Below are 22997 nucleotides of genomic sequence, written 5' to 3' on the forward strand. Positions count from 1 at the left end.
CATGCAGGCGAGCCTGGGCGGATCGCCTGCATGCCGGCGCCTGCCGGGGTCAGCCCTCCAGCAATCCGCTCGCCCGCTGCACCCGCCGCTCGATGGCCGGTTCCAGCACCCGTCCGCCGCTGCTGGCGAGGGTGAACCAGTCGCGGGCGCGGGTGATGCCGGTGTAGACCAGCTCGCGGGTGAGGATGGGGTTGAGGCTGTCCGGCAACAGCAGCGCGGCGTGGGTGAATTCCGAGCCCTGGGACTTGTGCACGGTCATGGCGAACACCGTCTCCACCGCCTGCAGGCGGCTGGGCAGGATCCAGCGGATGTCGCGGGTGCCGTCGCCGGCCGGGAAGGCCACGCGCGGCACCAGCTTCGTCACGCCATCGACCGTCTGCGGCAGCGCCAGGGTGATGCCGATGTCGCCGTTCATCAGGCCGAGGCCATAGTCGTTGCGGGTGACCAGCACCGGGCGGCCGGGGAACCAGCCGTGGGCGCTGGGGATAAGTCCATCGCTGTGCAACAGCCCGGCGATCCGCTGGTTCAGCCCTTCCACGCCCCAGGGTCCGCGGCGCAGGGCGCAGAGCAGCTGGAACTGGCCGTGGGCGTCGAGCACCGCCCGCGCCCACTTGTCGAATGCCTCCTGGCCGGCATCCGCCGCCGGGCGTTTCTCGACGATCTGCAGGTAGTGCCGGTAGCCGACCGGCCCGAACATGTCGCCGCCGCGCCCGCCGTCGATCACCAGGTCGCGCAGCACGCGGGAATCCCGCGCATCCACGCTGAGCCGCGCCAGATCGGGGTAAGCGTTCTTCCATACCGCCTTCAGCGCCGCCACGTCGCCGGCATTCACCGCCTCGGCGAGCTGGCCGATGCCGCTGTCGGAGCGGAAGCGGTGGCTGTGGCGGAGCATGGCGACCGCCTGGTCCAGCGGCGTGCCGGCCGCGTCGAGCAGCGCGGCGTCGATGCGTTCGCCGGTGACCTGCTCCAGCCAGTCGCGGGTCGCCGGCCGGTAGTGGCCTTCGCGGGCGCGGCTGCACAGTTCGCCGAGCACCGCGCCGGCTTCCACCGAGGCGAGCTGGTCCTTGTCGCCGAGCAGGATCAGCCGGGCGCGCGGCGGCAGCGCGGCGAGCAGCGAGGCCATCATTTCCAGGTCAACCATCGAGGCCTCGTCCACCACCAGCAGGTCCAGCGCCAGCGGGTTGCCGGCGTGGTGGCGGAACTGGCGGCTGTCCGGGCGGCTGCCGAGCAGGCGGTGAAGGGTGGTGACCTCTTTTGGAATGGCTTCTCGCGCCGCTTCACCATTGGGGAGCGCGGAAAGATCGAGACGATCCACTGCTCCGGCGATGGATTCGTTCAACCGCGCAGCCGCCTTGCCGGTGGGCGCGGCCAGGCGGATGCGCAGCGGCCTGCCGCCGTCGAGCGCGAGGCTCTGCAGCAGCGCCAGCAGGCGCACCACCGTGGTGGTCTTGCCAGTGCCGGGGCCGCCGGTGACGATGCCGAAGGCGTTGCCGGCCATCAGTGCGCAGGCCAGCTTCTGCCAGTCGGTGGGCGCATCCGGCCTCGCCGGGAACAGCGCGTCCAGCGCCTGGCGCAGCGGCGCTTCCGGCAGCGCGCGGCGCAGTTCCTCGCCGCGCTGCAGGCGCGCGTCGATGCCGGCGCGCACGTCGCGTTCGTACTGCCAGTAGCGGCGCAGGTAGAGGCGCCGGCCGGACAGCACCAGCGGCGTATTGCCGGGGCCGTTGCCGACCAGTCGCCCGTCGTTCAGCGCAGCCTGCCAACCGGCGAGATCGACGGGATCGAGCAGCGCGCCGGGCAGGGTCGGAGCATCCTTCTCGTTCTCCCCTTCCGGCGGCAGCGACAGGGCGAAGCGGCTGTCGGCCAGGGTCGCGGCGAGGTCGAGGCAGACGTGGCCGCGGCCGAGCTGGTGGCTGGCCAGCGCGGCGGCGAGGATCAGCAGCGGATCGGCATCCGCCGCCTGTTCGACGAGGAAGGCGGCGAAGGCGCGGTCCAGTTCGCGCAGCCAGCCGCGCGCGGACCACTGGCCGAGCAGGTCGAGCATTTCCCTTGCGTTCATGCCGGCACCTCATTCCCCGGGGTTACAGCACGGAACAGCGCATCCAGTTCGTCCATCAGTTCCCTCGGCGGCTTCTCCCAGTGCAGGCCCTGGGTCGCCGCCTGGCTGCCGCGCAGGAACAGGTAGATGGCGCCGCCGACGTGGCGGTCGTAGTCGTAGTCGGCCAGCCGCGCCTGCAGCAGGCGGTGCAGGGCGAACAGGTAGAGCAGGTATTGCAGGTCGTAGCGGTGCGCCAGCAGCGCGCCGCGAATCGCCTCGCGGTCGTAGGCGGCCTCGTCGGCGCCCAGCCAGTTGGATTTGTAGTCCGCCACGTAGTAGCGCCCCTCGTGTTCGAACACCAGGTCGATGAAGCCCTTGAGCATGCCGTTCAACTGGTTCTCCTGCAGCGCCGGCCGCGCCACGCCGCCCAGGGTGTACTGGCGCGCCAGGGCGTCGAGGCGGCGGCTGTCGACCTGCCGGGTGGCGAACCAGAACTCCATTTCCTTCTGGTAGCTGGCGAGGCCGGCCAGTTGCACGGGCGCCGCGCCGGGCAGCAGGAAATCGGTGCGCAGCAGGCGCTGTAGCCAGTCGCTCAGCGGATCGATCCACTCCTCCCAGCCGCGCAGCCGGCAACGCCGGGCAACCTGGTCGCGAATCCGCTCGGCGTTCACTTCGGCGAAGCCTTCGTCGGCCACCCATTCCAGCAGACCATGCAGGAAGCTGCCGGGACTGGAGCCGCGCGGGAAGGCGTGCAGGCTGCCCGGCGCCGGCAGCGCTTCGGCCTCGCGGGGCGTTTCCAGCACGCTTTCGCGCAGCAGGTCCTCGCCGGCGCTGGTGGGCTCGTCGGCGGCGGGCGGCGGCAGGATTTCGCCCTCGTCGCCTTCCACCGCCAGCGCGGCCAGCGCCGAGTAGCTGGCGATCCACCATTTCTCCGCCACGCGCCGCTGCGGCTCGCGGGCATTGCCCAGCTCGCCGGCGGCTTCGGCGATATAGGGCTGGTCGTCTGCATCGGGCGCGGGAGCCACGGCGATGGCCGGGCAATCGACCTGCAACTCCGCCAGCCGCGCGGGGACATCCGCCACCGCCAGCGCCGCGCCGCCGCCGAGCAGGTAGCCGATGGCGCCCTTGTGCAGCTCGGGGCTTTTGCTGTTGCTCATCACCAGCGGCGCCATGCCCAGCCACACGGCGTGCCGCGCGCGGGTCAGGGCCACGTAGAGCAGGCGCATGTCCTCGGAGAGGCGCTCGTCGTTGGCCTGCAGGTAGGCGGCCTTGGCCAGTTCCTTGTCGCGGGCCAGCTCCACCACGCGCGCATCGCCGTCCTGGAAGCTCGGCGGCGTCGCACTCTTGCCGTCCAGCTCGCGCCAGCTGCAGATGAACGGCAGCAGCACCAGCGGATATTCCAGGCCCTTGGACTTGTGGATGGTCACCACCTTGATCAGGTCGGCGTCGCTTTCCAGGCGAAGGATTTCCTCGCTGGAAGGATTCTCCAGCTGCTCGGCCAGCACCCGCAGCAGCGCGTGCTCGCCGTCCAGTTCCACCGCCTCGCGCTGCAGCCATTCGGCCAGGTGCAGCAGGTTGGTCAGGCTGCGTTCCCCGTCCGGCTGGCGCAGCAGGCGCGCCGGCAGGGCGAAGTCGGCGAGCAGCCGGCGCAACATCGGCAGCACGCCCTGCTGCTGCCATTGCAGGCGGTATTCGCGGAAGCGCAGCACGGTGTCTTCCCAGAAGCGCTCGTCCTGGTTCAGCCGCTCCAAAGTCTGCCAGTCGAGATCGAGGCTGCGGGTCGCCAGCGCGGCGCGCAGCAGGGCGTCGTCGCCGGGATCGGCGCAGGAGCGCAGCCAGTGCAGCAGGTCGCGGGCTTCCTGGCTGTCGAACACCGAGTCGCGGTCGGACAGGTAGACGCTGGCCAGCCGCCGCGCCGCCAGCTCGCCGCGGATCGCCTCGGCCTCGCTGCGGCCGCGCACGAGGATGGCGATATCCGCCGGGCGCAGCGCGCGCCACTCGCCATCCTTGCGGAAGCCGGCGCGATACTGTTGCGCCAGCGTCAGCCAGTCGCGGATGGCGCTGGCGCAGCGCGCGGCCATTTCCTTGCGGTAGTAGGTGGAGCCGACCACCTCGCCGTCTTTTTCCAGGGTCCAGAAGGTCATGGCCGGCAGCGGCTGGCCGTCGATCAGCAGCGTTTCCGCGCGGCCGTTGGCCTTCACGCCATGGAAGGGCACCGGGTTGTCGCCCGCTTCATCGGCGAAGCGGAAGGCGCCGCGCCCGTGCTTCTCGGCGAAGGCGAAGCAGCGGTTCGCCGCGGCCACCATGTCCAGCGTCGAGCGGTAGTTGGTGCCCAGGGTGTAGTGGCGCCCGGCGGTGGCGGCGCGGGCGCGCAGATAGGTGTGGATATCGGCTCCGCGGAAGGCGTAGATCGCCTGCTTGGGGTCGCCGATCAGGAACAGGCCGAGGTCCTGCGTGTTCTCGGCGATGCGGTAGATACGCTCGAAGATGCGGTACTGCAGCGGGTCGGTGTCCTGGAATTCGTCGATCAGCGCCACCGGGAACTGCTCGCGGATGCGCTGGGCCAGATGCTCGCCGCCGGGGCCGGCCAGGGCGCGGTCGAGGCGCAGCAGCAGGTCGTCGAAACCGAGTTCGGCGCGGCGCTGCTTCTCCGCTTCCAGCGCCGCGCGCACCTCGCCGAGGGCGTGCAGCAGCAGGCTGGGGGCGATGTCCGGGCAATCTCCGTCAAGGTCCAGCAGGGCATCGATGGCCTGCAGCGCGGTGTGCGCGGGCACCTCGGCCTTGCCCTTCAGCCTGATCCGCGTCTGGCCGAACTTGCCGAGATTGTCCGGCGCCGCGCCGCCCTCGCTCCAGGCGGCCAGGGCTTCCAGCCAGCCGGCGAAAATGGCGTCGTCGTCCTTGCCGCGATAGCTGTTGCCATTGAGGTTGGGGCGCAACTCCTGCAGCAGCGTTTGCAGATTTTCGCGGTCGGCCTGCCAGGCTTTCCGGGCGCTGGCTTCGGCGGCATCGCGGGCGGCGTACCAGTCGCCGGTGCGCTCCAGCAGTGCGGCGAGGGATTCCGGCGCTTGCAGCGGACGGTCGCCGTAGCGGAAGCCGGCTTCCTGCTGCGCCAGCAGCGGTTGCAGCGCGCGGGCCAGCGCCTCGGGGCCGGACCAGCAGTGCGCCACGGCAGTCGCCGCGCCGCGGCCGAGCGGATAGAAGTTGCGCCGCCAGTAGTCGCGCACCGCTTCGGCGAGCAGTTCGCTCTGGTCGGCGGCGAGGTCCTGGGTGAACAGGCTGCCGCTGTCGAAGGCGTGCTCGCGCAGCATGCGGTAGCACCAGCTGTGGATGGTCGAGACGGCGGCCTCGTCCATCCATTCGGCGGCCATGCGCAGCAGACGCGCGCAGCCGGGCCAGCGTTCGGCGGGATAGGAATCGCGCAGTTTCACCAGCAGGCCGTCGTGCTCTGCATCCGGCTCGGCGAAGCAGCGCGCGGACTCGGTCAGGCGCGCACGGATGCGGTCGCGCAGTTCCTGGGTGGCGGCGTCGGTGAAGGTCACCACGAGAATTTCCGGCGGGCTCAGCGGCCGGCCGAACGCCTGCTCGCCGCCGTGGGCCAGCACCAGCCGCACATAAAGAAGGGCGATGGTGAAGGTCTTGCCGGTACCGGCGCTGGCCTCGATCAGGCGACTGCCGTGCAGGGGGAAGTCCAGTACGTCGAGTTGCACGGGCGCGCTCATGCGGCGTCCTCCGCGTCGTCCTGACGGGTCAGGAGGTGGTACAGCGGGCCGTAGAGCGCCTCGGCCCAGGTTGCGAATTCGCCGCTGGCGGACAGCGTGGCGAAGTCCGGATAGACCCGCGCCAGCGCCTGCGAAGCCCCCGCCTCGCCGCTCAGGTTGAAGCCGCCGTCGTAGCGCTTGGCGGCCTCGCGGGACGCGCGATCCGCATCCTCGCCGGCGGCCAGCCAGGCGAACGCCGCCTTGCACGCCACCGGCAGCGGGCGGCGCATGCCTTCGAGCCAGGCGTCGATCAGCCGGTCGAGTTCCGCGCTCGCCTGTTCCCTCGGCAGCGGCGGCAGCTCCAGGGTGCCGGTCAGGCCGACCAGCACGCTGCTCACCGGTTCGCCGCAGAGTTGCAGCGCCAGGTGGCGCATCCAGTGGCGCACCAGGGTGTGCCACTTGTAGCCGCGGCCCTCGTGGAGCTTGCCGCTGATCAGTTGCAGGCTGGCGAGGCGGCCGTCGGCGCTGCGGCGCAGCCCGCCGAGCCAGTCGGACAGTTCGACGCCGGCATGGCTGTGGACAAGTTCGCGCTGCTCGTCCTCGGGGTTGGCCCAGTACTCCAGCTGTTCCCGGTAGCGGACGAACAGCTCGTGCAGCGGCTTGGCCAGTTCGCGGGCGGAGAAATCGCCGAAGGCCGCCAGCGGCAGGCGGCCTTCGCGGCGCAGGCGTTCCACCTGCGCTTCCAGCTGCTGCGGCAGGCATTCGCCGTCCCAGTCCCGCTCGGCCCAGGGTTTCAGGCGTTCGCTGAGTTCGAACTGCAGCTGCCAGTTCTGCAGGCCGTCGAGTTCGAAGGGTTCCTCGTCGTTGCCGGTGAGCTGCTCCTCGCCGAAGCGCACCTTCAGGCGCTGGGCGAAGAAGGCGTTGACCGGATTGGCGAGGAAGTCGGCGAGCTGGCGCAGGCCGATGGGCGCGTCGAGCTGCAGCGGCGGCAGCGCTTCGCCGATGGACTCGGCCGGTTCGTCGCGATGCACCTCGCGCCATTCGCGGGCATAGGTGAACAGGCCGTCGATGCCCTCCTGCGGCCGCTCGAAATAGCTGCGGCTGAAGGGTTGCAGCGGGTGTTCGCGGGTCAGGGCGTGGAGCAGGTCGCCATCGCCAGCCAGTTTCCAGCCGGCGGCGAGATGGTCGCGCAGCTGGCCGACCAGCACCGACGGCGGCCGCTCGCTGTTGTCGCGGATGCTGCGGCCGACCCAGCTGATATAGAGCTGGTCGCGCGCCGAAAGCAGCGCCTCCAGCAGCAGGTAGCGGTCGTCCTCGCGGCGCGAGCGGTCGCCGGGGCGGTAGTCGTTGCGCATCAGGTCGAAGTCCAGCGGCGACTGCTGGCGCGGGTAGTCGCCGTCGTTCATGCCGAGCAGGCAGACCAGGCGGAACGGGATGGCGCGCATCGGCATCAGGGTGCAGAAGCTCACCGCGCCAGCCAGGAAACGCTGGTTCAGGCCGCCGGCATCCAGCCCGCCGAGCCAGGCCTCGCGCACCACCGACAGCGGCACGGGCTCGGCGAAGCCGGCGTGGGCGCAGGTTTCCAGCCAGCCGTCGCGCAGTTTCAGCAGCTGCTGATGAAGCAGTTCCTCGTGTTCATCACTGACCTTGAAGAAGCGCTCCAGCAGCGCGCCCAGGCGTTCGGCCCATTGCGCGGGCGTCGCCTCGCCGGCCAGCTCGTCGCAGGTGGTTTCCAGCGCCGCCAGCAGGTTGGCCAGCGGACCGAGCACGGCGGCATCCAGTCCGCCGATCTCGGCGTAGGGCTGGATGCCCTGGAACGCCTCGCCCTCGCCCACCGCGAAGCCGAGCAGCATGCGCCGCAGGCCGAAGCGCCAGCTGTTGGCCTCGGCGGCGGCGGGCAGGCCGAGGCGTTCGCGCTGGGCGCCGTCCAGCCCCCAGCGCACGCCGGCGCCGTCGATCCAGCGGCGCAGCAGCGGCAGGTCGGCGTCGCCGAGGCCGAAGCGCGCACGCAGGGCGGCAACGTCCAGCAGGTCGAGGATTTCGCTGACGGCGAAGCGGCTTTCCGGCAGGCGCAGCAGATGTTCCAGCGCCACCAGCAGCGGCTCGCGGCCGCGCTGGCCCTGGTCGGCCAGGGTGTAGGGAATGAAGCGGCGATCATCGCGCGGCAACTGGCCGAACACCGCCTGGATGTGCGGCGCGTAGGTGTTGATGTCCGGCACCATGACGATCACGTCGCGCGGACGCAGGCCCGGGTCGGCGTCGAAGCGGGCGAGCAGCTGGTCGTGGAGGACTTCCACTTCCCGCTGCGCGCTGTGGGCGACCTGGAAGCGGATCGACGCATCGCCGCGCGGATCGACCGCCGGCCAGTGCTCGCGGGTTTCCGGCAGCGGGCGCAGTTCGAGGATGTCGTCCTGCAACTGGCCGAGCAGCGTGCTCGGCGAGTCGTCGGAAAATAGGTCGATGCGCCCGGCGTCGAACCGGTTGCGGTAGCTCTCCGGGTCGTCGTAGCGGTCGAGCAGGTTGATGTAGTCGCGGCCCTGCTTGCCCCAGGCGGCCAGCAGCGGCTGGGCGTACTGGTGCTGGTGGTCGTCGTCGAGCAGCTCCGGCGTGCCGGCGCGGCGGCGCTGGCGGCGGTATTCGTGGCGCAGCAGGTCCTTGTCGGCGACGATGTCGGCCCAGTGGTGGCGGCAGGGGTTGTGCACGCAGAGCAGCACCTGGGAGAAGCGCGCCAGCGCGGCCAGCGCCTCGACGGTCTGCGCCGGCATGGCGGAGATGCCGAACACCACCACGCGGCGCGGCAGGGCTTTCGGGCTCTCGATGGCGGCGTCGAGATGATCGAGAAAGCGCCGGTGCACCCCGGCGCGGCTGCTGGCCAGGCCGTCGGCGCCGACATCCTCGATCAGCGCGCGCCACAGCTCGGCCTGCCAGCGGTTGTCCTCGTCAAGCTCGCGAACCGTGCCGCCCGCCAGACGCAGCTGGTCGCGGCCAAGGCTCCAGTCCTCCAGCCAGTCGGCGCGGTAGACCTGGTACTGGTCGAACAGGTCGGCCAGGCGCTCGGCGAGCTGGTGGCGCTTGCGCAGGTCGGCGTCGTCGGCGAGGAAGCGCTGCAGGATCTGGAACTGCTCGCGCGCAAGCAAAGTCGGCAGCAGGCGCATCAGGCGCCAGGTCAGCGGCGCCTTGTCCAGCACCGACACCTCGGGAATCTCCTCGCGCCCCAGCGCGCCGCGATAGGCGCGCCAGAGGAATTGCGCGGGCAGTTGCACGTCCAGCGCCGCGGTGATGCCGCAGCCGCCCTCCTCCACGTCCCGCGCCAGGGCCAGCTTGAGCCACTGGGCGATGCCGTTGCTCTGCACCAGGATGACTTCGTTCTCCAGCGGCGCCAGCGGGTGCAGGCGCATCCAGTGCACCAGCAGGTCGCGGAGGTCTTCCGGGTGGTTGCCGTGGATGACCATCAGGCCGGGTTTGAGGGAATCGCTCATCGGGTCTCCAGGGATGGGGCGCGCGGGTGTGGGCATTTCAGCAGAAAGTGCGTGAGTTCTGTAGGAGCGAGCTTGTTCGCGCAGGTTTTTTCGCTGTAGGAGCGGGCCATGCCCGCGAGTCGCGCGCATGGCGCGCTCCTACAGGTAGCCCTTGATGGCCGGGGCGCTCAGCCCCGACAACATCACGAAACAACTACCCCCATCCCACCCCTGATCCGCGTCTATCCTCGAACGATGTGCCTTCACCATGGAGGACCATCGCCATGCCCAGCCGCCGCCGTTTCATCCAGGGCAGCCTCAGCCTTGCCGCCCTCGCCAGCCTCGCGCCCCTGCTCCCGCCCTCCGCCTGGGCCGCCAGCGCTCCGCTGATCCAGCGCAGGATTCCGTCCAGCGGCGAAAGCCTGCCGGTGATCGGCCTGGGCACCTCGCGGGTATTCAATGCCGATCTCGACGACGCCAGCCTGGCGCCACTACTGGAGGTGGTGCGCACGCTGTTCGCCGGCGGCGCCACGCTGATCGATACCGCGCCGAGCTACGGCGCCGCCGAGGAGGTCACCGGCGAACTGCTCAAACGCAGCGGCGACCTGGACAAGGCGTTCCTCGCCACCAAGCTGTCGTCCCACGGCAAGTCCAGCGGCGAGGCGCAGTTCCGCGCCAGCCAGAAGGCATTGCAGCGCGAGAAGATCGATCTGGTGCAGGTGCACAACCTGATGGACACCTCCACCCAGCTCGGCCTGCTGCGCGAGCTGAAGCAGCAGGGCACGGTGCGCTACATCGGCATCACTCACTACGTGGAATCCGCCCACGACGACCTGATCGAGACGCTGGAGAAGGAGAAAGGCGTCGACTTCGTGCAGTTCAACTATTCGGTGGGCGAACGCGGCGCGGAGAAGCGCCTGCTCCCCTACTGCGCCGACCACGGCCTGGCGACCCTGATCAACCGGCCGTTCCAGCGTTCCGCGCTGTTCCAGCGGGTCAGGGGCAAGCCGCTGCCGGACTGGGCCGGGGAAATCCAGGCGACCTCCTGGGCGCAGATCCTGCTGAAGTTCATCCTCGCCCACCCGGCAGTGACGGTGGCGATCCCGGCCACCTCCAAGGCGCGCTACATGGCCGACAACCTCGCCGCCGGCACCGGCCCGCTGCCGGATGCGGCGCTGCGCGAGAAGATCGTGCAGGTGTTCGCCTGAGCACCAAAACCTGTAGGAGCCAGCTTGCTGGCGATCCTTGCCAACACCAAGAGCATCGCCAGCAAGCTGGCTCCTACAGGTAAGGCATACGCGGATGACTATCCTTCAGCGCCTGACCACCGCCATCAACGCCCGCCCCGGCGAGCTGGCGGCTTCGCTGTGCGGGTTCGCGCTGTTCTTCTGCCTGTTCGCCGGCTACTTCATGCTGCGGCCGATCCGCGAGGCGATGGGGATTCTCGGCGGGGTGGAGAACCTGCAATGGCTGTTCACCGCCACCTTCGTGGTGATGCTGCTGGCGGTGCCGCTGTTCGCCTGGCTCAACTCGAAGGTGCCGCGGCGGCGCTACGTGGACTGGGTGTACGGCTTCTTCGTCGCCAACCTGCTGGGCTTCGCCCTGCTGTTCCAGGCCGGCGAGTCGGTGTGGGCCGGGCGCGCCTTCTACGTGTGGATCTCGGTGTACAACCTGTTCGTCGTCTCGGTGGCCTGGAGCCTGATGGCCGACGTGTTCGACGAGGGCCAGGCGCGCCGGCTGTTCCCCTTCATCGCCGCCGGGGCGAGCTGCGGCGGGCTGGCCGGGCCGGCGCTGGGCGCGCTGCTGATCGATACGCTGGGACAGTCCGGGCTGACTGTGCTGGCCGCCGCCCTGCTCGCCGCCACCCTGCCGGCCAAGCACTACCTGATGAGCTGGCGCGAACGCGGCGGCGCCGGCCGGCCCGGGGCGCCGCCGAGCGAGAATCCGCGCAAGCCGGTGATCGGCAATCCGTTCAGCGGCATCCTGCTGGTGCTGCGTTCGCCCTACCTGCTGGCGGTCGGCGCCTTCGTCATCCTGCTCGCCACCGCCAGCACCTTCCTCTATTTCGAGCAGGCGCGGCTGGTGGCCGAGCACTTCCCCGAGCGCGACACGCAGATCCGCGTGTTCAGCCTGCTGGACTTCATCGTCCAGGCGCTGTCGCTGGCCACCCAGCTGTTCGTCGCCGGGCGCCTGGCCGAGCGCTACGGCCTGCGCGCGCTGCTCGCCGGGGTGCCGGCGGCGGTCTGCCTGGGCTTCCTCGCCCTGGCGCTGGCGCCGACCTTCGCCGTGCTGGCGGTGGCGATGGTGGTGCGGCGGGTCGGCGAGTACGCCTTCGTCCGTCCCGGCCGGGAGATGCTCTTCGCGCCGCTGGATGCGCAGACCAAGTACAAGGCGAAGAACTTCATCGACACCGTGGTCTACCGCGCCGGCGACGCCGTCAGCGCCTGGGCCAAGGCGCTGCTCGACGGCCTCGGCGCCGGCGTGCTGCTGGCCGCCCTGGCCGGTGCCGCCTGCGCCGCCGCGTGGGCCGGGCTAGGCTGGTATCTGGGCGGCCGCGACGATGCGCGGCAGGCCGCCGACGCCGCCGTTTCCGGCCGGAGCGGACGGCGCCACGGATGATCCGCGCAGGCTTCAGACTCCCTTAAGACTGGCTGCCGATACTGCTCCCCGAGAGTCATCCCGGAGGGGGAAATCTGCATGGACAACATCCGGTGGGCACAACTGTTCCCGGTGCGCTTCGGCACGCCGCATGCCTGCGCCTGCCTCGCGCTGCTGCGCGCGGGGGATGCCGGGCGCGCGGAAGCGGAGGCGTTCGTGCATGAGCGCTTCGACCACATGCACCACGCCGACGTGCATCGCTTCATGCCGGAGCTGGTGGCCATGCGGGACGCCGACGGCAGGCTGGCTGCGGTCGCCGGGATGCGCCTGGCGGCGCAGGAACCGCTGTTCCTCGAACGCTACCTGGACGACCCGCTGGAAGTCCCGGTTGCGCGCCTGGCCGGACGGCCGGTGCGCCGCGGCGAACTGGTCGAGGTCGGCAACCTCGCCTCGCCGAGCGCCGGCAGCGCGCGCCTCTTGATCGTCGCCATGACCTGGCTGCTGGCCGCCCGCGGCCTGGAGTGGGTGGCCTTCACCGGCGCGGCGAGCCTGCTCAACAGCTTCCACCGCCTCGGCCTGGAGCCCAGCGTCCTCGCCGCGGCGGACCCGGCGCGCCTGGGCGCCGAGCGCGACGGCTGGGGCAGCTACTACGAGCAGCATCCACAGGTGTTCGCCGGCAGCATCCGCCATGGCCATGAGCAGCTGCTGCGCCGCGGCATCTACCAGCGCCTGGGTCTGCCCTCTCCGCTCCACGAGGCCGAACATGTCCTCTGAACTCGATCTGCTGCGCCAGACCCTGCGCCGTCACGCCCATGAACGCCCGCAGCAGCCGGCCCTGCGCGACGCCACGGACAGGCTCGACCATGCCGCCCTGCTCACCGCCGTGGAAAGCCGCGAGGCGCTGCTGCGCGCGGAGCCGCCGGGGGTATTCGCGCTGGCCCTGGACAACGGCGCGGAGCTGCTGCTCTGGGACCTGGCGGCGCTGCTCGGCGAGCGCCCCTGCCTGATCCTGCCGCCCTTCTTCAGCCCGGCCCAGCGCGCCCACTGCCTGGCGCAGAGCCAGGCGAACCTGCTGCTCGGCGGCGACGACATCGGCGAGGAGCTGAAAGCCGCCGGCTTCCATCACGACGGCCGCTTCTGGCGCCGCGACCTGTCGCTGCCGCCGCTGCCGCCCGGCACGGCGAAGATCACCTACACCTCCGGCACCACCGGCACGCCGAAAGGCGTCTGCCTGGACGCGGCGAGCATGCTGCGGGTCGCCCGCGAACTGGAGCTGGCCAGCCGCCCGGCCGAGCCGCACTGCCACTTCGCCGTGCTGCCGCTGGCGGTGCTGCTGGAGAACCTCGGCCTGTACGCCGCGCTGTACGCCGGCGCGGAACTGGTGCTGCTGTCACAGGCGCAGCTGGGCATGCATGGCGCCAGCGGCGTCGACTGGCCGCGCCTGCTCGGCGGCATCGCCCTGAGCGGCGCGCAGAGCCTGATCCTGGTGCCGCAGCTGCTGCTCGGGCTGGTCACCGCCATCGAGCTGGGGCGCATGCGCGTCGGTTCGCTGCGCTTCGTCGCGGTCGGCGGCGCGCGGGTTTCGGCGGACCTGCTGGCCCGTGCGGAACGCATCGGCCTGCCGGTGTTCGAGGGCTACGGCCTGTCCGAATGCGCCTCGGTGGTCAGCCTCAACCGCCCCGGGGCGACGCGTCCCGGCAGCGTCGGCCGGCCGCTGCCGCACGTGCGGGTGAAACTGGCCGACGACGGCGAGGTGCTGGTCAGTGGCAACACCCTGCTTGGCTACCTCGGCGAAGCGCCCTTCGCGGGTGAATGGTGGCCGACCGGCGACCTCGGCCATTTCGACGAAGATGGCTACCTTTACCTGCATGGACGCCAGAAGAACCAGTTCATCACCAGCTTCGGCCGCAACGTCAATCCGGAGTGGATCGAGGCGGAGCTGACCCAGCGCGGGGTGATCGCCCAGGCCTTCGTCCATGGCGAGGGGCAGGCGCGCAACGTGGCGCTGCTCTGGCCGCTGGACCCGCAGTGCAGCGATGCGACCCTCGCCGAGAGCGTGGCGCAGTGCAACGCCGCCCTGCCCGACTACGCGCAGGTGCACCTGTGGGTGCGCCTGGCGGAGCCCTTCAGCAGCGCCAACGGCCTGCTCACTGCCAACGGCCGTCCGCGCCGTGCGGCGATCCTGCAGCGCTACGGCGCGCTCGTGACCGATCGAGGAAATTCCCATGGCGTTCTTTGACACCCTGCAAACCGCTACCGCCAGCGAGCGCGAGGCGCTCTACGAGGTGCCGGTGATCCGCGAGGCGCTGGCCGGAGAGGTCAGCCTGGAGGGCTACGTCGCCTTCCTCGCCCAGGCCTATCACCACGTGCGGCATACCGTGCCGCTGATGATGGCCTGCGGCGCGCGCCTGCCGGCACGGCTGGAGTGGCTGCGCGAGGCGGTGCGCGACTACATAGACGAGGAGTACGGCCACGAGCGCTGGATTCTCGACGACATCGCGGCCTGCGGCGGCGACCCGCAGCAGGTGGCGCGCAGCCAGCCGTCGCTGCCCGTCGAGCTGATGGTGGCCTTCCTCTACGACCAGATCGCCCGTGGCAATCCGGTGGGCCTGTTCGGCATGGTCAACGTGCTGGAAGGCACCAGCGTGGCCCTCGCCACCCATGCCGCCGGCAGCATCCGCTCCAGCCTCGGGCTGCCGGAGAACGCCTTCGGCTACCTGAGTTCCCACGGCTCCCTCGACCAGCAGCACATGGCCAGCTACCGCGTACTGATGGACCGCCTGGAAGAGCCCGCCGACCAGCAGGCGGTGATCCACGCCGCGCAGGTGGTCTACCGCCTCTACGCCGATATGTTCCGCGGCCTGCCCAGGGCCCGGGCGGCGAACGAGGTGCTGCATGCATCTGCCTGAGTGCCGCGCGATCCTCACCGGCGCCAGCGGCGGCATCGGCCTGGAACTGGCCGGGCAGCTCTGCGAATTCGGCGCCCAGGTGCTGGCGGTGAGCCGCCACGGCGAGCCGCTGGCCGACCTGCAGCACCGCTATCCACAGAACCTGCGCTGGCTGGCCGCCGACCTGCGCCAGCCGTCCGGGCGCCAGGCGGTGGTGCAGGCGGCGCGGTTGATGGGCGGCGCCAACCTGCTGATCAACGCCGCCGGGGTGAACCGCTTCGCCATGCTCGAACAGCTCGACGAGAGCGAGCTGGAAGACATGCTGGCGCTGAACATCGGCGCCACCCTGCAGCTGACCCGCGCCCTGCTGCCGCTGCTGCGCGAGCAGCCGCACGCGCTGGTGGTCAACGTCGGCTCGATCTTCGGCTCCATCGGCTACCCAGGCTACGCCGCGTACTGCGCCAGCAAGTTCGCCCTGCGCGGCTTCTCCGAGGCGCTGCGCCGCGAGCTGGCCGACACCCCGGTGGATGTCCTCTACGTCGCCCCGCGCACCACCCGCACGGCGATGAACAGCGAGGCGGCGATGGCGCTTGGCACGGCGCTGAAATCCGCCGTGGACGAACCGGAGGACGTCGCCCGCGAGGTGCTGACGGCCATCGAGAAGAACCTCAGCGAGCTCTACCTGGGCTGGCCGGAAAAACTCTTCGTGCGCATCAACAGCCTGCTCCCCGCCCTGGTCGACCGCGCCCTGCGCAAGCAGCTGCCGCTGATCCGCCGATTCAGCGGGGACGATCCCCGGAAACCCTGATGCGCCTGCTGCTCGTGGAAGACGACATCGCCCTCGGCGAAGGCGTGCGCGCCGGCCTGCGCCAGGAGGGCTACACCATCGACTGGCTGCAGGACGGCGCCAGCGCCCTGCACGCCCTGCGCGAGGAAACCTTCGATCTGCTGCTGCTCGACCTCGGCCTGCCGCGCCTGGACGGCCTGGGCGTGCTGCAGCGCCTGCGCGCCGGCGGCTCCACCGTTCCGGTGCTGGTGCTCACCGCCCGCGACGCCACCAGCGACCGCATCGCCGGGCTGGATGCCGGCGCCGACGACTATCTGGTCAAGCCGTTCGACCTCGACGAACTCAAGGCCCGCCTGCGCGCCCTGCTGCGGCGCAGCGCCGGGCGCGCGCGGATGCTCATCGAGCACGGCGGCGTCAGCCTCGACCCGGCCACCCAGCAGGTGCTCTACCAGGGGCAGAACGTGACGCTGACACCCAAGGAATACCTGCTGCTGCACGAACTGCTGGCGCAGCCGGGCAAGGTGTTCACCCGCGAGCGCCTGACCCAGCTGCTCTACGGCTGGGACGAGGAAGCCGAGAGCAATACCCTGGAGGTGCACATCCACCACCTGCGCAAGAAGCTCTACGGCGAGCTGATCCGCACCGTGCGCGGCATCGGCTACCTGGTGGAGGGCCGCCCGTGACCTCGCTGCGCCGGCGCACGCTGTGGATGGTGATGCTGTCGCTGCTGGCCGGCACCGGATTGCTCGCGCTCTTCACCTACCACGACAGCAGCCACGAGGTGGCCGAGATCTACGACGCGCACCTGGCGCAGAACGCCCGCCTGCTGCAGGGCGTGATGCACATGCCGCTGGCCGGCGGCGATCGCCGGGCGCTCTACGCCGCCTTCAACGAGGCGCTGAGCCATGCCAGCCGGCAGAGCGTCGGCCATCCCTACGAGAGCAAGCTGGCGTTCCAGGTGTGGAATGCCGACGGCGCCAGCGTGGTCCGCTCGGCCAGCGCGCCGCCCTTCGCCGCGCCGCTGCGCACGCCGGGCTTCGCCAATGTCGAGGCGGCCGGCAGGCACTGGCGCGGCTTCCTCCTGCCGGACGAGCAGCAGCGGCTGCTGATCTGGGTCGGCGAACGCAGCGACGTGCGCGAGGACCTGCTGCAACGCATCGTCCGGCATACCCTGCTGCCCTATCTGGTCGGCAGCCTGGGCCTCGCCGCGCTGGTCGGCTGGGCCATCGGCTGGGGGCTGCGGCCGCTGCAGAACATGGCGCGGGTGATCCGCGCGCGGCACGCCGAATCCCTCGAACCGCTGCGACTGACGCCCCTGCCGCGGGAACTGGAGCCCATGCAGGCGGCGATCAACCGCCTGCTCGCGCAGATCGACGCGCTGCTGCAGCGCGAACACCGCTTCATCGCCGACGCCGCCCACGAGATGCGCACGCCGCTGGCGGTCCTGCGCCTGCACGCGCAGAACGCCCTGCATGCCGCCGACCCGGCGCAGCGCCGCGAGGCCCTGGAATTCCTCATCGGCGGGGTGGACCGGCTGGCGCGGGTGGTCAACCAGCTGCTCACCCTGGCCCGGGTCGAGCCGGAACTGGCGCGGCGCAACTGGCAGCCGCTGGACCTGGAAAAGGTGGTCCGCGAGACCCTGGCGGAACTCACCCCGTGGATCTTCGGCAAGGGCCTGGAGGTGTCCCTGGACGTCGCGCCGGGCCGCTACCCGATGCGCAGCGACGCCAGCGCCATCGGCATCGCCCTACAGAACCTGGTGACCAACGCCGCGCATTTCTCGCCGGCGGGCGGGGAAATCCGCGTCGGCCTGGAGCACCGCGACGGGCGCTTCGTCCTCACCGTGGAAGACCAGGGGCCGGGCATCGACGAGGAACGCCTGGGCCGCCTCTTCGAACGCTTCTACAGCCAGGACAACCCGCACGGCGCCGGCCTCGGCCTGGCCATAGTGGAGATGATCGCGCGCCGCCTCGGCGGCCACGTGAGCCTGGCCAACCGCGACGGCGGCGGGCTGCGCGCCACCCTGCTGCTGCCCTGCGACACCCCGGACGCAGCAGCCGGCGAAACGGCAACTATTCTCTGAAGGGGGCGCCGATGCGCGCCTTCTTCATTCGGAGAGAGCAATGGGCAAGAAGTCGAAAAAGGACGCGGCCGTCGCCACGACGGAAAAGCTGGGCAACAAGGAATACGAGAACGAACTGAAGAAGCTCCACGTCGAGCTGGTCAAGCTGCAGGAATGGGTGGTGCACAAGGGCCTGAAGGTCTGCGTCGTCTTCGAGGGCCGCGACGGCGCCGGCAAGGGCGGCGTGATCAAGGCCATCACCGAGCGCGTCAGCCCGCGGGTGTTCCGCGTGGTCGCGCTGCCCGCGCCCACCGAACGGGAGAAGTCGCAGCTCTACGCGCAGCGCTATCTCGCCCACATGCCGGCGGCCGGCGAGGTGGTGATCTTCGACCGCAGCTGGTACAACCGCGCCGGCGTCGAGCGGGTGATGGGCTTCTGCACCGAGGAGCAGGCGCAGAAGTTCCTCGTCGTCACTCCGCTGTTCGAGCGCATCCTGGTGGAGTCCGGGATCATCCTGCTGAAGTACTGGCTGGAAGTGAGCGCCGAGGAGCAGGAACGCCGCCTGCAGGACCGCATCAACGACGGGCGCAAGATCTGGAAGCTGTCGCCGATGGACCTGAAGTCCTTCACCCGCTGGGACGATTACACCCGCGCCCGCGACGAGATGTTCAGCGCCACCGACTCGCCCTGGGCGCCGTGGTACGTGGCGCGCTCGGAGGACAAGAAGCGCGTGCGCCTGAACCTGATCAGCCACCTGCTCAGGCACGTGCCCTACGAGGACATCACCGAGAAGAAGGTCAAGCTGCCCAAGCGCGGCAGGATCGGCCGCTACAAGGACATCGACTATCCGTTCAAGTATGTCGAGGAGCGGTTCTGAGGCGGGCGGCGTCGAACGTCCATTCATCGATGGGATCGTGCCGATTGGTGGCGGATAACGCTGGCGCGTTATTCGCCCTACCCGGACGCCGCATCGAACCGTAGGAGCGGGCCATGCCCGCGACCGGCGCCCAGGCGCAGGCACAGGCACAGGCACAGGCACAGGCACAGGCCTCAATACAAAATAATTGCACCCAACCAGCAATAACATTCATTGGACGCTAATCGTCGTCTTTTCTAGGATCATTCCTACTTGTTCCCCTGTGGAATAAGCCGCGTGCCCTGCCGTATTGGCAGGTACTAATAGAAACTCCATTCAAAGGAGCCGCCCCATCCCGCCGCGCTTGCCGTCGCGCACCGGCGTCCGATGTGGTATTGCAAGCCCATGACTACTGCTGCCCCGCAATTCGCTTCCGCCGCTCGCCACCCCATTCCGCCTTGTCCGTCCGCCGGGCAGGCATTCCTCATGCGTCGCCGCCACTCCATGCGATAGCCGCACGGCGCGCGCCTGCCCCCGATTTCCATTTCCAAGGATGGAGCCCCCTCCCGCCGCCCCCTGCGGGAGTTCGTGGCCGCCTGTGCGGCCCTTTTCTTCGATTCGTAGCTGGAAGTGTTGCCCATGACCTCCTCGTCCCGCTTCGCCTGGCTGAAACGCCTGGCTCCCGGTGCCGCAGTGGCGCCGCCGCGCGAATGGCTGCGTACCGGCCTCGGTGGCTGTCTGGCTCTCGGTGGCGCGCTCTGGCTGTGCTGTCATCTGTTCGGTCTCGACGCCGTGCTGCGCATCGCCCCGCCCTTCGCCGCCTCGGCGCTGCTGGTGTTCGCCGTGGCTTCCAGCCCGCTCGCGCAACCCTGGCCTGTATTCGCCGGCAACCTGCTGAGCGCTGCCATCGGCCTCGCCGCGGGGCACTGGCTGGGCCATGACTGGATGGTCGCCACGGCTGCCATGAGCGCCAGCATCGTGTTCATGTTCGCCCTGCGTTGCCTGCATCCGCCGAGCTGCGCGGTGGCCTTCGGCCTGGCCCTGGGCGGGCCGATGGTGGAGCAGCAGGGCATGCTGCTGCTGTGGCCGGTGGCGCTGCTGTCGCTGGGGCTGATCGTCGCCGCGATGCTGATCAACAACCTGACCGGCAGCAACTATCCGCGCCAGCTGGCCCGGGTGGTCGCCAACCCGCACCACACCCGCGACCCGCTGCCGAGCCAGCGGCTGGAGTTCAACCAGGCGGACCTCGACCAGGCGCTGGCCGAATTCGGCGGCTTCGTCGACGTCACCCGCGAAGACCTTTCACGCCTGCTGCACGCCACCGAGCGCCACGCCGAACGACGCCTGATCGATGGCGTGACGGCGGCGGACATCATGTCCCGCGACGTGCGCACGGTCGGCCCGCAGGAACGCATGTCGCGGGCCCGCGAGCTGTTCCGCCACTACCACATCAAGGCGCTGCCGGTGCTCGACGAGCGCCGCGCGCTGGTCGGCATCCTCACCCAGTCCGACCTGCTGACCGGCCTGTACGGCGGCTCGCGCCTCGGCCGCCTGGCGTTCGGCAGCCCGAACGTGGCGCAGGTGATGAGCACGCCGGTGGAAACGGTGCGCCTGGATACGCCGCTGACCCAACTGGTCTGGCGCCTGTCCGACGAGGGCCTGCACTGCCTGCCGGTGCTGGATGAACAGGGCGGTCTGGCCGGCATCGTCAGCCAGACCGACCTGATCGCCGCGCTGCACCACCGCTGGCTGCAGGACCACCGCGAGGAAGAGCCGGCGACCGATTCGCTGGCGGCCTGATCAGTCGAGGGGAATCTCGTTGCGCGGGCCGCGGCTGCGGCGCTGCAGCAGCAGGCAGATGACGAAGCCGAGCGCCGACATCAGCGCCGCTCCGAGGAAGATCGAGGGATAGCCGGAACGCGCGGCGATCGCGCCCATCAGCGGACCGGCGACGCCCATCGCCAGGTCGAAGAACAGCGCGTAGGCGCCCAGCGCGGCGCTGCGGCTGCTGGCCGGAATGCGCAGCACCGCCTCGACGCCCAGCGCCGGATAGACCAGCGACAGGCCGGCGCCGGTGAGCGCGGCGCCGACCAGGGCGAACGCCGGGCTCGGCGCCTGCCAGAGCAGCAGCAGGCCGAGGGTTTCCACCAGCAGGCAGGCGATCGCCACGTTGAAGCCGCCGAAGCGGTTCACCATTCCGGAGAACAGTACGCGGGCGCCGGCGAAGGTCAGGCTGAACAGCGTCAGGCACCAGGCCGGGTCGGCCCAGCCACGGCTGGCGTAATAGAGGGTGATGAAGGTCGCCAGGGTGCCGAAGCCGATGGAACCCAGCGCCACGCACATGCCGTAGGGCAGCATCCGGCCGAGCACCGCATGGAAGGCCATGCGCGCCCCCGGGATCACCGCCGCCGCCGGCTTGCTGCGCGCCAGCAGCAGGCTCGCCCCGGCGATCACCAGGGTTGCCGCACCGATGCTCCAGAGTCCCAGGCCGTTGGCCATGAAGACGCCGAGCGGCGCGCCGAGGGCGATGGCGCCGTAGCAGACCACACCATTCCAGGAAATGACCTGTGCGGTGTTCTCCATCCCGACCCGCGCGATGCCCCAGCTCGCCGTGCCGATGCCCATCAGCGCCTGGGCGAAGCCGATCGCCAGGCGACTGATCAGCAGCGCCAGCAGGCTCAGCCAGGGCAGCATCTGCAGGCCGGCGGCGAGCGCCAGCAGCAGGCCGCCGGCGCCCATCGCATAGAGGCCGTAGATCACCGCCTGCTTGGGGCCGTGGTTGTCGCAGATGCGCCCGGCGAGCGGCCGCATCAGCAGCGTGGCCATGTACTGCGCGCCGATCACCACGCCGGCGATCAGCGAATCGAAGCCCAGGGTGTGGCTGACGAAGCCCGGCAGCACCGGCAGCATGGCGCCGATGCAGAGGAACAGGTTGAAGGTGAAGGTGACGATGGAAATGATCTGCAGGGTCGTGGACGCGGGACGCTGCTGGTACGCACTCATGGACCGGGCCTGGCACAGGGAAACGGGATTCGGGCCATGATTGCCCGCGCCCGGGAAAATTGAAAGCCACCTATCGATCCCGTCTGTAGCCTGGCCGAAATGCCATGGGCAGCCATTCGTCGAAGGATCGCCCGCACGCGGCCCTGCCCGCCGCGGTCCAACGCCTATAGTTGATGCACGAGGCGAATCCCATGACCGACAGGAGGCCCCATGGATACCAGCCACCACACCCTCGGTGAACTGTTCAAGCAGCTCGGACTGCCCAACGGCAAGGGCGAGATCGACGCCTTCCTCGGCCAGCACCGCCTGGCCGACGGCCAGGCCCTGGCGGACGCACCGTTCTGGAACGAGGCCCAGGCGCAATTCATCCGCGAGGCCCTGGAGGACGACTCCGACTGGGCGGAGGAAGTCGACGAACTGGCGGTGCGGCTGTCGAGGTGAGGCCATTCGGCGGATTGCCGTTGGCGGGACATGCGTAGGGTGGATCACGCTCTTTCATCCACCATTCGGGCGTTCCAGCGCGCGCCCATGGTGGATGGAAGAGCGCCATCCACCCTACGTCCCCGGAACGCCTGGTGTCGGGATTGTTACCGGCCGAACGGCCTTTGACGTCTTCCCCGCTCTGCGGCCTAATGCCCGCCCTCGATATTTCCAGCCGTAGCCCCATGTCCGCTCCCTTCTCCGCCGCGCAGCAGCGCGCCAGTACCCTGCATCTGCCCGCCGGCCCCTGGGCCACGGTGCTCGACTGCCTGTGCGCGCATTTCCCGGCCATCGCCCGCGAGACCTGGCTCGACCGCATGGCCCGCGGCCGCGTGCTGGACGCCGAGGGGCGGCCGGTCGGCTCGCAGACGGCCTACCGGGAAGGCCTGCGCATCCACTATTTCCGCGAGGTGGCGCAGGAAACGCCGATTCCCTTCGTCGAATCGGTCCTGTATGTGGACGAGCACCTGGTGGTGGCGGACAAGCCGCACTTCCTGCCGGTCACGCCGTCCGGGCAGTACGTCGAGCAGACCCTGCTGGCGCGCCTGGCCCGGCGCCTGGACAACCCGCTGCTGGTGCCGCTGCACCGCATCGACCGGCTCACCGCCGGGCTGGTGCTGTTCTCCGCCAACCCCGCCAGCCGCCCGGCCTACCAGGCGCTGTTCCGCGAGCGGCGCATCGCCAAGCGCTACGAGGCCATCGCCCCGCCGCTGCCACAACTGGACTTCCCGCACCTGCGCCGCACGCGCATGGTGGATGGCGAGCCGTTCATCCTGATGAAGGAAACCGAGGGCGCGCCCAACAGCGAAACCCGCATCGAGGTGCTGGAGCGCCGTGCGGACCTGTGGCGCTATGCGCTGCATCCGGTGACCGGCAAACGCCACCAGTTGCGCGTGCACATGGCCGCGCTGGGCGCCGGGCTGTGCAACGACCCGCTCTACCCCGTGCTGCGCGACCGCGCCGAGCGCGAGACGGAGGATTACTCGCGGCCGCTCAAGCTGCTGGCGCAGCGCCTGGAATTCGTCGATCCGCTGAGCGGCGAGACGCGCAGCTTCGAGAGCCGCCTGCGACTGGACTGGTGAGGATTGGCGCAGTCATGCGCCGATCGCGGCCTGGCCGGTGCTCCCCGGCA

At 70.2% G+C, this 22997-nt stretch carries 16 protein-coding genes; 12 read left to right on the forward strand and 4 right to left on the reverse strand.

The window, feature by feature from the left end; translation table 11 throughout:
- Positions 1 to 49: 49 nt before the first annotated feature.
- The 3 genes from recD to recC are packed head-to-tail and all read right to left on the reverse strand — an operon-like array spanning position 50 to position 9212.
- Positions 50 to 2056 (reverse strand): exodeoxyribonuclease V subunit alpha, encoded by a 2007-nt coding sequence (recD, locus tag BLR75_RS22550; RefSeq protein ID WP_084309491.1) that lies wholly within the window; start codon positions 2054 to 2056, stop codon positions 50 to 52.
- Entirely contained in the window at positions 2053 to 5754 is a 3702-nt protein-coding gene (gene recB / locus BLR75_RS22555; RefSeq protein WP_084309490.1) for an exodeoxyribonuclease V subunit beta, read from the reverse strand. The genes recD and recB overlap by 4 nt, the downstream gene beginning before the upstream one ends.
- On the reverse strand, positions 5751 to 9212 hold the full coding sequence (recC, locus tag BLR75_RS22560) for an exodeoxyribonuclease V subunit gamma (protein WP_090416145.1): 3462 nt from the start codon (positions 9210 to 9212) through the stop codon (positions 5751 to 5753). Before recC ends, recB begins: the two co-directional genes overlap by 4 nt.
- 263 nt (positions 9213 to 9475) lie before the next feature.
- Between recC and BLR75_RS22565 the strand changes: the two genes are divergently transcribed.
- The 10 genes from BLR75_RS22565 to BLR75_RS22610 all read left to right on the forward strand — a co-directional run bounded on the left by BLR75_RS22565 (position 9476) and on the right by BLR75_RS22610 (position 20182).
- Positions 9476 to 10399 carry an aldo/keto reductase gene (locus BLR75_RS22565; protein WP_084309489.1) on the forward strand — a complete coding sequence of 308 codons (924 nt, stop codon included), beginning with the start codon at positions 9476 to 9478 and terminating at the stop codon, positions 10397 to 10399.
- A gap of 94 nt (positions 10400 to 10493) precedes the next feature.
- On the forward strand, positions 10494 to 11810 hold the full coding sequence (locus BLR75_RS22570; RefSeq protein WP_084309488.1) for an NTP/NDP exchange transporter: 1317 nt from the start codon (positions 10494 to 10496) through the stop codon (positions 11808 to 11810).
- Positions 11811 to 11888: 78 nt separating this feature from the next.
- The gene (locus tag BLR75_RS22575) at positions 11889 to 12563 is read left to right on the forward strand and encodes a thermostable hemolysin (protein ID WP_084309487.1); all 675 of its coding nucleotides are present in this window, start codon (positions 11889 to 11891) and stop codon (positions 12561 to 12563) included.
- Positions 12553 to 14028 carry an AMP-binding protein gene (locus BLR75_RS22580; RefSeq protein WP_084309486.1) on the forward strand — a complete coding sequence of 492 codons (1476 nt, stop codon included), beginning with the start codon at positions 12553 to 12555 and terminating at the stop codon, positions 14026 to 14028. The genes BLR75_RS22575 and BLR75_RS22580 overlap by 11 nt, the downstream gene beginning before the upstream one ends.
- Positions 14015 to 14698 (forward strand): iron-containing redox enzyme family protein, encoded by a 684-nt coding sequence (locus tag BLR75_RS22585; RefSeq protein ID WP_084309485.1) that lies wholly within the window; start codon positions 14015 to 14017, stop codon positions 14696 to 14698. The genes BLR75_RS22580 and BLR75_RS22585 overlap by 14 nt, the downstream gene beginning before the upstream one ends.
- Positions 14685 to 15485, forward strand: a complete 801-nt coding sequence (locus BLR75_RS22590; protein ID WP_084309484.1) for an SDR family oxidoreductase — start codon at positions 14685 to 14687, stop codon at positions 15483 to 15485. Before BLR75_RS22585 ends, BLR75_RS22590 begins: the two co-directional genes overlap by 14 nt.
- Entirely contained in the window at positions 15485 to 16147 is a 663-nt protein-coding gene (locus BLR75_RS22595) for a response regulator (protein ID WP_084309483.1), read from the forward strand. Before BLR75_RS22590 ends, BLR75_RS22595 begins: the two co-directional genes overlap by 1 nt.
- A complete protein-coding gene (locus tag BLR75_RS22600; RefSeq protein ID WP_084309482.1) occupies positions 16144 to 17547 on the forward strand; it encodes a sensor histidine kinase in 1404 nt (467 codons plus the stop codon). Before BLR75_RS22595 ends, BLR75_RS22600 begins: the two co-directional genes overlap by 4 nt.
- A gap of 40 nt (positions 17548 to 17587) precedes the next feature.
- Positions 17588 to 18403: a polyphosphate kinase 2 gene (gene ppk2, locus BLR75_RS22605; RefSeq protein WP_084309481.1), complete on the forward strand. Its 816-nt coding sequence runs from the start codon at positions 17588 to 17590 to the stop codon at positions 18401 to 18403.
- 618 nt (positions 18404 to 19021) lie between these two features.
- The gene (locus tag BLR75_RS22610) at positions 19022 to 20182 is read left to right on the forward strand and encodes an HPP family protein (RefSeq protein ID WP_084309480.1); all 1161 of its coding nucleotides are present in this window, start codon (positions 19022 to 19024) and stop codon (positions 20180 to 20182) included.
- On the opposite strand, the gene BLR75_RS22615 is transcribed toward BLR75_RS22610, so the two are convergent.
- On the reverse strand, positions 20183 to 21385 hold the full coding sequence (locus BLR75_RS22615; RefSeq protein ID WP_084309479.1) for an MFS transporter: 1203 nt from the start codon (positions 21383 to 21385) through the stop codon (positions 20183 to 20185).
- Between the two features lie 210 nt (positions 21386 to 21595).
- Between BLR75_RS22615 and BLR75_RS22620 the strand changes: the two genes are divergently transcribed.
- Together BLR75_RS22620 and BLR75_RS22625 are read left to right on the forward strand one after the other, a co-directional pair.
- Positions 21596 to 21826, forward strand: coding sequence for a DUF2789 domain-containing protein (locus BLR75_RS22620; protein ID WP_084309478.1), 231 nt, complete (start codon positions 21596 to 21598; stop codon positions 21824 to 21826).
- A gap of 224 nt (positions 21827 to 22050) precedes the next feature.
- A complete protein-coding gene (locus BLR75_RS22625) occupies positions 22051 to 22947 on the forward strand; it encodes a pseudouridine synthase (protein ID WP_084309477.1) in 897 nt (298 codons plus the stop codon).
- Positions 22948 to 22997 lie beyond the last annotated feature (50 nt).

Origin of the sequence: Pseudomonas jinjuensis (assembly GCF_900103845.1) — a bacterium.
GTDB classification, from domain to species: domain Bacteria; phylum Pseudomonadota; class Gammaproteobacteria; order Pseudomonadales; family Pseudomonadaceae; genus Pseudomonas; species Pseudomonas jinjuensis.

Bases quoted from the DNA above. Each gene is read 5' to 3' on its own strand.
- recD (WP_084309491.1), bottom strand. From the start codon at position 2,056: ATGAACGCAAGGGAAATGCTCGACCTGCTCGGCCAGTGGTCCGCGCGC.
- recB (WP_084309490.1), bottom strand. From the start codon at position 5,754: ATGAGCGCGCCCGTGCAACTCGACGTACTGGACTTCCCCCTGCACGGC.
- recC (WP_090416145.1), bottom strand. From the start codon at position 9,212: ATGAGCGATTCCCTCAAACCCGGCCTGATGGTCATCCACGGCAACCAC.
- BLR75_RS22565 (WP_084309489.1), top strand. From the start codon at position 9,476: ATGCCCAGCCGCCGCCGTTTCATCCAGGGCAGCCTCAGCCTTGCCGCC.
- BLR75_RS22570 (WP_084309488.1), top strand. From the start codon at position 10,494: ATGACTATCCTTCAGCGCCTGACCACCGCCATCAACGCCCGCCCCGGC.
- BLR75_RS22575 (WP_084309487.1), top strand. From the start codon at position 11,889: ATGGACAACATCCGGTGGGCACAACTGTTCCCGGTGCGCTTCGGCACG.
- BLR75_RS22580 (WP_084309486.1), top strand. From the start codon at position 12,553: ATGTCCTCTGAACTCGATCTGCTGCGCCAGACCCTGCGCCGTCACGCC.
- BLR75_RS22585 (WP_084309485.1), top strand. From the start codon at position 14,015: ATGGCGTTCTTTGACACCCTGCAAACCGCTACCGCCAGCGAGCGCGAG.
- BLR75_RS22590 (WP_084309484.1), top strand. From the start codon at position 14,685: ATGCATCTGCCTGAGTGCCGCGCGATCCTCACCGGCGCCAGCGGCGGC.
- BLR75_RS22595 (WP_084309483.1), top strand. From the start codon at position 15,485: ATGCGCCTGCTGCTCGTGGAAGACGACATCGCCCTCGGCGAAGGCGTG.
- ppk2 (WP_084309481.1), top strand. From the start codon at position 17,588: ATGGGCAAGAAGTCGAAAAAGGACGCGGCCGTCGCCACGACGGAAAAG.
- BLR75_RS22610 (WP_084309480.1), top strand. From the start codon at position 19,022: ATGACCTCCTCGTCCCGCTTCGCCTGGCTGAAACGCCTGGCTCCCGGT.
- BLR75_RS22615 (WP_084309479.1), bottom strand. From the start codon at position 21,385: ATGAGTGCGTACCAGCAGCGTCCCGCGTCCACGACCCTGCAGATCATT.
- BLR75_RS22620 (WP_084309478.1), top strand. From the start codon at position 21,596: ATGGATACCAGCCACCACACCCTCGGTGAACTGTTCAAGCAGCTCGGA.
- BLR75_RS22625 (WP_084309477.1), top strand. From the start codon at position 22,051: ATGTCCGCTCCCTTCTCCGCCGCGCAGCAGCGCGCCAGTACCCTGCAT.